Source organism: Isoptericola sp. NPDC056618 (genome assembly GCF_042792715.1).
GTDB lineage: Bacteria > Actinomycetota > Actinomycetes > Actinomycetales > Cellulomonadaceae > Isoptericola > Isoptericola nanjingensis.
On sequence record NZ_JBHTVZ010000003.1, the window covers coordinates 115,575 to 123,559 of the forward strand.

General features: G+C 73.0%; 5 protein-coding genes. 3 read left to right on the forward strand and 2 right to left on the reverse strand.

The genetic code is table 11. The features are described 5' to 3' along the window. Window positions 1-58 precede the first annotated feature (58 nt). Window positions 59-1,075, reverse strand: a complete 1,017-nt coding sequence (locus ACFQ8T_RS06430; RefSeq protein WP_430545721.1) for a hydroxyacid dehydrogenase — start codon at window positions 1,073-1,075, stop codon at window positions 59-61. After that, window positions 1,072-2,226, reverse strand: a complete 1,155-nt coding sequence (locus tag ACFQ8T_RS06435) for a mandelate racemase/muconate lactonizing enzyme family protein (protein ID WP_430545722.1) — start codon at window positions 2,224-2,226, stop codon at window positions 1,072-1,074. The genes ACFQ8T_RS06430 and ACFQ8T_RS06435 overlap by 4 nt, the downstream gene beginning before the upstream one ends. Before the next feature lie 202 nt (window positions 2,227-2,428). Here ACFQ8T_RS06435 and ACFQ8T_RS06440 point away from each other — a divergent pair, with 202 nt between their 5' ends. From ACFQ8T_RS06440 to ACFQ8T_RS06450, 3 genes are all read left to right on the forward strand, one after another. Then, a complete protein-coding gene (locus tag ACFQ8T_RS06440) occupies window positions 2,429-3,166 on the forward strand; it encodes a FadR/GntR family transcriptional regulator (RefSeq protein WP_430545723.1) in 738 nt (245 codons plus the stop codon). Between the two features lie 306 nt (window positions 3,167-3,472). After that, entirely contained in the window at window positions 3,473-5,911 is a 2,439-nt protein-coding gene (locus ACFQ8T_RS06445; protein ID WP_430545724.1) for a glycoside hydrolase N-terminal domain-containing protein, read from the forward strand. A gap of 59 nt (window positions 5,912-5,970) precedes the next feature. After that, complete coding sequence (locus ACFQ8T_RS06450) at window positions 5,971-7,860, forward strand: right-handed parallel beta-helix repeat-containing protein (protein WP_430545725.1); 1,890 nt, start codon at window positions 5,971-5,973, stop codon at window positions 7,858-7,860. Window positions 7,861-7,985: the final 125 nt, after the last annotated feature.

The window sequence follows — 7,985 nt, forward strand, 5'->3', positions numbered from 1 at the left end:
TTGTGGACGGCGTCGTCGCGGACGACCTCGTCGCGGCTGGCATCCTCGCGCACCGGGGTCACGACGCCACCAGCTCGTCCGGGTGCGCGAACGGCAGCCCGAGGGCGAACCGCTCGACCTCTGCCACTACGGAGTCGCCGATCCGGCGCAGCTCCGTGCCCGTGGATCCCGCGAGGTGCGGGGTGAGCACCACGTTCGGCAGGCTCCACAGCTCGCTGTCCGGCGGGGGCGGCTCAGGGTCGGTGACGTCGAGCACCGCGTCGATCCGGCCGGTGCGCAGCTCGGCGAGCAGCGCCTCGCCGTCGACGACGCCGCCGCGGGCGGTGTTGACGAGGGTGGCGCCGTCGGGCATCAGGCCGAGCACCCGGGCGTCGACCTGCCCCGCCGTCTCGGGGATGAGCGGCTGGTGCAGGGACAGGACGTCGCTGCGCGCGGCGACCTCGTCGAGGCCCGCCGCCCGCGCCCCGGGCAGGCCGGGCACCGGGCCGGGCGCCAGCTCCGGGGAGTACAGCAGCACGTCGAGGTCGAACGGCCCCAGCAGCTCGACGACGCGGCGCCCGACCAGCGAGGCCCCGACGATCCCCACGGTGCCGCGGTAGTTGCCCGTGCCGGTGAGGAGACGGTCCGCGTCCGGGGCGGCGCGCCGCTCGCGGTAGGCCCGCTCGGCGGCGTGCGCCTTCTTGTTCGCGAGCAGGATCATCGCCAGCGCGTACTCGGCGACCGGCACCGCGTTGGCGGCCCGGGCGTGGGACGCCGACACCCCGCGCGCCGCCAGCGCCGCCGGGTCGGCGAGGCACGTGCGCGCGACGCCGCCCGCGTAGGCGACGGCACGCAGCCGCGGCAGCAGCTCCGTCGGCACGGGCGGCGCGCCCCAGCCGGCGACCAGCAGCTCGGCGCCGGCGAGGCGGCGGCGCGCGGCCTCCGACGCGACCTCGACGACGACCTCCAGGTCGAGGTCCACGACCGCGCCCAGGCGCTCGAGGCCGTCCGCCCCGAAGATGCGCTCCACGAGCCCGGGCGGGTCGAAGGCCAGCACGGCGCGGGGCCGGGCCCCGGCCTGCGGGGAGGTGCTCACGGCTGCTCGCCCGCGCGGCGGCGCGCGAGGCGCAGGCCGGCGTCGACGGGTCGCACGTGGGGACCCGACGGCACGGCCCACGTGCCGGACTCGCGGTTCGTGGCGATGAGCTCCTCGTCGACCTCGATGCCGAGGCCGGGCGCGTCGCCCAGCACGATCCCGCCGTCCTGGATCTCCTGATCCACGCGCAGCCCGACGGGCCACGACAGGTCCTGCACCTCGGTGACCAGATGGTTGGGCACCGCGGCCGACGCGTGCGCGACGGGGTTGGCGTTGTAGCCCACCGGGCTCACCGGCAGGTCCCGGCCGAGGGCGAGCACCGAGACCCGCAGGAAGTGCGTGACGCCCCAGACGCTGCCCGCCTGCACGACGCCCACGGCGTCGCGGTCGAGCAGCGGCCCGTACTGCTCGAGGCCCGTGAGGTTCTCCCCCGTGGCGACCGCCGCGCGCAGCTCGGACGCGACGGCCCGGTGGCCGGCGACGTCCCACCGGCGCACCGGCTCCTCGATCCACATGATGTCGACCTGGTCCTCGACGCGGCGGGCGAACCGGACCGCCTGGTGGCGCCCCCACGCCTCGTTCACGTCGTACATGAGGTCGGGGTGGTCGGTGTTCTCGCGGAGGACGTCGCGGACGATGGCGAGCCGCTTGACGTCGCGGTCGACGTCGAGACCGCCCTTCACCTTGGCGCCGGTGAAGCCGCGCTCGGCCCACGGCTCGTAGAGCTCGACGAGCGCGTCGTCGGGCAGGGCGTACTCGAGCCCGGACGCATAGCCGGGCACGAAGCGGTCGGCCGCGCCGAGGGTGCGCCACAGGGGTTCGTCGGCCAGCTTGGCCTTGAGGTCCCACAGCGCCATGTCGAAGGCGCCAATGGTGCCGAACGTGCTGCCCGCGTGCCCGGACTTGAAGACGAACGCGAGCATGCGGTCGTAGAGCGCGGTCACCGCCCGCGGGTCCTGTCCCTCGAGGGCGCCGAAGACGAGGTCGAGGTCGCCGCTCGCCCCGAGGCCGACGCCGGTGACGCCGGCGTCCGTCTCGAGGAGCACGACCGGTACCTCGGTCACCCCGTCCGCGACGACGCCGTTGACGTCGCCCACCGGCCGCCCCCATCGGTGGACGGTCGTGAGGGTCCGGTATCCCGTGATGCGCATCCGCTGCTCCTACTCCGCACGCGCCGCCGTCGGCGCGAGTCTCGAGGCCGGGTCGTGGGAGGTGCAGCGGCTGGGTGCCAGCGCCTCGTCGAGCCTGTCGGCTGAGTCATAACTTATGATACGAGTGATGAGTGCGCAAGCCTCCGCTACGCTCGGGGTGGCCGTCAGCGCAGGCCGCGACGCAGAACGGAGCCCGGACGACATGACAACGACGCCCTCGACCGCCGGAGCGGTGCCCCGCCCCCAGCGACACCGCCCGCCGCTCGCCGCCGCGGTGGTGAAGAGCCTCGTCACGGCGATCGTCGTCGGCGAGTATCCCCCGGGCAGCGCCCTCCCCCCGGCGGGCGCCCTCTGCGAGCAGTACGAGGTCAGCCGCACCGTGATCCGCGAGGCCACCACCGCGCTGGTGGAGAAGGGCCTCGTCGCGTCGCGCCAGGGGTGGGGCACGATCGTGCTCGACCAGGACCAGTGGAGCCTGCTCGACCCGCTCGTCCTCGACGCGCTCTTCCAGCGCGAGGACCGCCTCGTCTACCTCGACAACCTCATCGAGATCCGCACCACCCTGGAGTGCGCGATGGCCCGGCGGGCGGCCGGCCTGCTCGACGCCGAGCAGCGGGCCGCGCTCGCCGCCAAGCTCGACGAGCTCGCCGACCTCGTCGACGACCCCACCGCGTACGCGCGCGTCGACCTCGAGTTCCACGAGCTGATCCACCGCGCCTCCCGCGACGCGTTCGGCCGCGCGATCGTCTCCAGCGTCCAGGGCAAGGCGCTGCACTCGCCGCAGTACAGCGGCACCCCGAGCGTCGACGACGTCCGCTCCACGCACGAGGGCCACACCCGGATCCTCGAGGCCCTCGCCGCCGGCGACGCGGACGGCGCGGAGGCCGCGATGCGCGAGCACATCACGTCGTCCTGGGCGCGCCGCCGGCCCCAGGAGTAGCGCGGCCCGAGGCCCGGCCCTCCCGGCGGCACCGCTGCCGTCCGGAGCGCCGGGCCTCTTCTCGACCTGTTGACTTGTACTACATGTGATGTACTACATTCGATCCATCGCGGCACCGCGTCCCTGAGCACCTCGGGACGCGAGGACGGCGGGGCAGGGCTGCCCCGGCCTCCATCGGCCGCGACAGCACTCCAGCGACACCCTGCAGTTCCGGTACCGAAGGCGACGACGCCCGACCGCACGGGCAGCCGTTCGACCTTTCATGGCCTCGACGACGAGACGGACGACGAGAGGGATGTGGATGCGATGACCTCGTTCACCCGACGAGACCTGCTGAGATCGACCGGCGCCGCGGCGGCCGGAGCGGTCGTGCTGGCCGGCGGTGCCCGCGCCGGCACGGCCGAGGCCACCGCGGGGGACGCGGCCCCGGACGACGCCGCGACCCGCCCGCTGGAGCTCTGGTACCCCCGGCCCGCGGCCGCGTGGCTGGAGGCGCTCGCGGTCGGCAACGGCCGGCTCGGCGCCATGGTCTTCGGCGGCGTCGCGGCCGAGACGCTCATGCTCAACGAGGACACGGTCTGGGCGGGCGGCCCGCACGACTACGCCGACCCCGCAGGCGCCGAGGCGCTGCCGGAGATCCGGCGGCTGCTGACCGAGGAGCGCTGGGCCGACGCCCAGCGGCTCGCCGACGCGCGCTTCATGGGTCGGCCCACGGAGCAGATGCAGTACCAGCCCGTCGGCGACCTCCACCTCGCCTTCCCCGGGCTGACCGACGACGTCGCGGAGTACCGCCGCTCGCTCGACCTCACCACGGCGGTGACGACCACGACGTTCGTCGCCGACGGCGTGCGGCACACACGCGAGGTGTTCGTCAGCCACGCCGACCAGGCGATCGTCGTGCGGCTGCGCGCGGACGTGCCGGGCGGCGTCTCGGTCGACGCCTCGTTCACGTCGCTGCAGGAGACGATCACCCTGGCGCACGACGGCCGGACGCTCGCGCTCGAGGGGCGCTCCGGCGAGGCCGAGGGCCTCGAGGGCGAGGTGCGGTTCGTCGCCCTGGCGCGGGCCCTCGCCGAGGGCGGCTCGGTGGTGTGCGACGAGACGTCGCTGCGGGTGCGGGGCGCCGACGCCGTCACGCTGCTCGTCACGATCGGCACCAGCCACCGGAGCTACCTCGACGTCGGTGGCGACCCGCTCCAGCAGGCGGCACCGCCCCTCGAGCGGGCGAGCGTCAGCGGCTTCGGCGTCCTGCGCCGGTCGCACGTGCGCGACCACCAGGAGCTGTTCGGGAGGGTCGACCTCGACCTCGGCACGTCGCCGTCGGCCGACCTGCCGACCGACGAGCGGGTGGCGGCGTTCCGGGCCGGCGGCGACCCGCAGCTCGCCGCCCTGTACTACCAGTTCGGCCGCTACCTGCTGATCTCGAGCTCACGCGCGCCGGGCCAGCCCGCCAACCTGCAGGGGCTCTGGAACGCGGAGATGCTGCCCGCCTGGCAGTCGAAGTACACGCTCAACATCAACTGCGAGATGAACTACTGGCCGGCGGGCCCGTCGAACCTCGCGGAGTGCTGGCGGCCGCTGTTCGCGATGATCGAGGAGCTCGCGGAGTCGGGGGCGCGGACGGCGCGGAAGATGTGGGGAGCCCGGGGGTGGGTGGCGCACCACAACACCGACCTGTGGCGCGGGACCGCCCCCGTGGACCACGCCTTCTACGGGGTGTGGCCCACCGGCGGCGCGTGGCTCTCGCTGCTCTTCTGGGAGCACTACGAGTACACCGGCGACCTCGACACCCTGCGCGAGTACTTCCCCGTGCTGCGCGGCGCGGTCGAGTTCTTCCTCGACACGCTCGTCGTCGACGACGCGACCGGCTACCTGGTCACGAGCCCGTCGCACTCCCCCGAGCTGAAGCACCACGAGGACGACGACGAGGGCGTGAGCCTCTGCGCCGGGCCGACGATGGACTGCCAGATCCTGCGGGACCTGTTCACCGCGTTCGACAAGGCGTCGCGGGAGCTCGGCCTCGACCGCGAGACCGCCGTGGCCGCCCTCGCCGCGCGCGACACGCTGCCCCCCAACCAGGTCGGCCACCTCGGCCAGCTCCAGGAGTGGCTGATCGACTGGGAGGACGCGGCCACCGAGACCAGCCGCCACGTCTCCCACCTGTGGGGCGTGTTCCCGAGCGACCAGATCACGCCGCGCCGGACGCCAGAGCTCGCGGCCGCGGCCGACCGGTCGCTCGAGCTGCGGGGCCCGGCCGTGACCGCCGGCTGGTCCCTGGCCTGGAAGATGAACATCCGCGCCCGCCTCCTGCAGCGCGACGGCGCCTACGCGCACCTCACGCAGCTGCTCTCCCCCGGCCGGACGGCGCCCAACCTGTTCGACCTGCACCCGCCGTTCCAGATCGACGGCAACTTCGGCGGCACGTCGGCGATCAACGAGATGCTCCTGCAGTCCCACTCCGGGGAGGTCTGGCTGCTGCCCTGCCTCCCCGAGGCGTGGCCCGAGGGGCGCGTGCGCGGCCTGCGCACCCGCGGGGGCTTCGAGATCACGATGACGTGGTCCGCCGGCCGCCTCGACCACGCCCGCGTGCGCTCCCTGCTCGGCCGCACCGTCCGCCTGCGCACCGACGCGCCCGTGCGCGTCGTCGGGCCGCACGGTCCGGTCGCCGTCGAGCGCCCCGAGGACGGCCTGGCCGTGTTCGAGACGCGGCGCGGCGCCACCTACGTCGTCCAGCCGACGGCCTGAGCCACCCGGCAGCCATCCACCAGCCACCCACCCGCACCACTCACGAGAAGAGGACACCGATGTCCAGACGATGGATCAGGACCGGCACGGCGGCGGTCGTCGCGGTCAGCGCGGTCGCGGCCGTCGGGGTCGGGGCCACGGCCTTCGACCCGTACGCCGCGACCTCCCAGGGCGCCGGCAGGTGCCCCCAGTTCTACGTCTCCCCCGACGGGGACGACGCGGCGAAGGGCACCGCCGACGCGCCGTGGGCCACCGTCGACCACGCGCGCCAGTACATCCAGGACCGCGGGCTCAACCACGAGCGCAAGATGAAGTGCGACATCGTGGTCAACCTCGCCGAGGGCGACTACCCCGTCGACGAGACCATCGAGTTCACCGAGAAGGACTCGGGGAACAACGGCCACCAGGTGATCTACCGCTCCGCCGACGGACCCGGCAAGGCCAACCTCGTCGGCGCCGAGCCCGTCACCGGCTGGGAGCCCTACCAGGACGGCATCTACAAGACGACGTTCGACCCCGAGCAGCAGTTCTACACGCTGTTCGAGGACGGCGAGCGCTCCGAGCTGGCGCGCTACCCCAACCGGACCTCCGAGGACACGCAGGCCCCGTACCTGTTCTCCGTCCTCGGCGAGCCCGAGAAGGAGGCCGTCCGCTCCTGGCTCTACTGGAAGGACGGCGACTGGGACCCGGCGTGGGACGACACCGCGGACAGCAACCCGCTCAAGGACGCCCAGATCACGGTGTGGTCCGGCGGGTCCTGGAGCTGGTTCACGGACACGATCCCGATCGGCGGCGCGGACTACCGCAAGGGCTTCGCGACGTTCGACTACTGGTCGCGGTACGCCCTGGTCAACAGCCGCAGCGGGTCGCGCTACTACATCCAGAACGCCATGCCGTTCCTGGACCAGCCCGGTGAGTACTACGTGGACCGCGAGGCCGGCGAGCTCTACTACATGCCGCGGGGCGACATCGACGACGTCACCATCATGCGGCCGACCGTGGCCAAGCTCGTGGACATCAAGGGCGACTCCCCCGAGGACAAGGCGCACGACATCACGTTCGACGGCCTCGGCGTCCAGTTCTCCGACTTCGTCGACTGGTACCGCGCCGGCTGGATCAGCGCCGGCGACTCCGGCGAGGTGCACACCTATCCCGAGTACGACCGCCAGATCGAGATGCCTCGCAACCGGTTCGGCGCCCTCACGCTCGAGAACACCAGCCACATCACCCTCACCGGCATGCACATCCGGGACACCGGGTTCATGGGCGTCTACGCACTGTTCGCCAACGACCACCTGACGGTCGAGGACTCCCTGCTGGAGAACATCGGCGCGGACGGCATCAAGGTCGAGGGCGGCTGGCCCGGCGAGGGCGACCTCACCCACGCCCACACGTTCCGCAACCTCTACATCGACCACGTCGGCGAGCTCGTCCCCGGCGACGCCTCCGGCATCGAGCTCATGGGCACCGGCGACAACACCGTCGAGCACGTCCACGTCAAGCACTCCGCGCGCTACGGCATCAGCCTCGAGTCGCGTCCCGAAGTGATCGACGGGGACCAGTACACGGACAACAACACGTTCCGCTACATCCGGATCGACGAGGCGGGGCTCGACTCGGGCGACATGGGTGCCTTCTACACCTACGGCGTCGCGAACCAGGAGCCGCACCCGATCCAGAACACCGTCGACCAGATGGTGATCGGCGACGTCATCCCCGACCCGGCCGGCGCGATGCCCGACAGCGGCACCCGTGGCATCCACATGGACGCCGGCGGCTGCGGCTTCGCCTTCTCCAACATCGAGGTCGGCAAGACGACCGACCAGTCGTACCAGTCCTACCAGTGCAACGAGGTCACCAACGGCAACTGGGAGGACGACTTCGACGCCACCCAGATGCAGTACGACCAGATCGGCGTGACCGACGACTTCCCCTTCGAGGTCGAGTAGCGCCCGGGGCCGTGGGGGGGCCCCGGGCGGGGGGGGCGCCGGCCCCCCCCCCCCACCGGGGATGTCCGGGGCGCGTCCGCGTTCTGGCACAATGGTTCGTCGGCCATCCGGTTCACGGCCCGCTG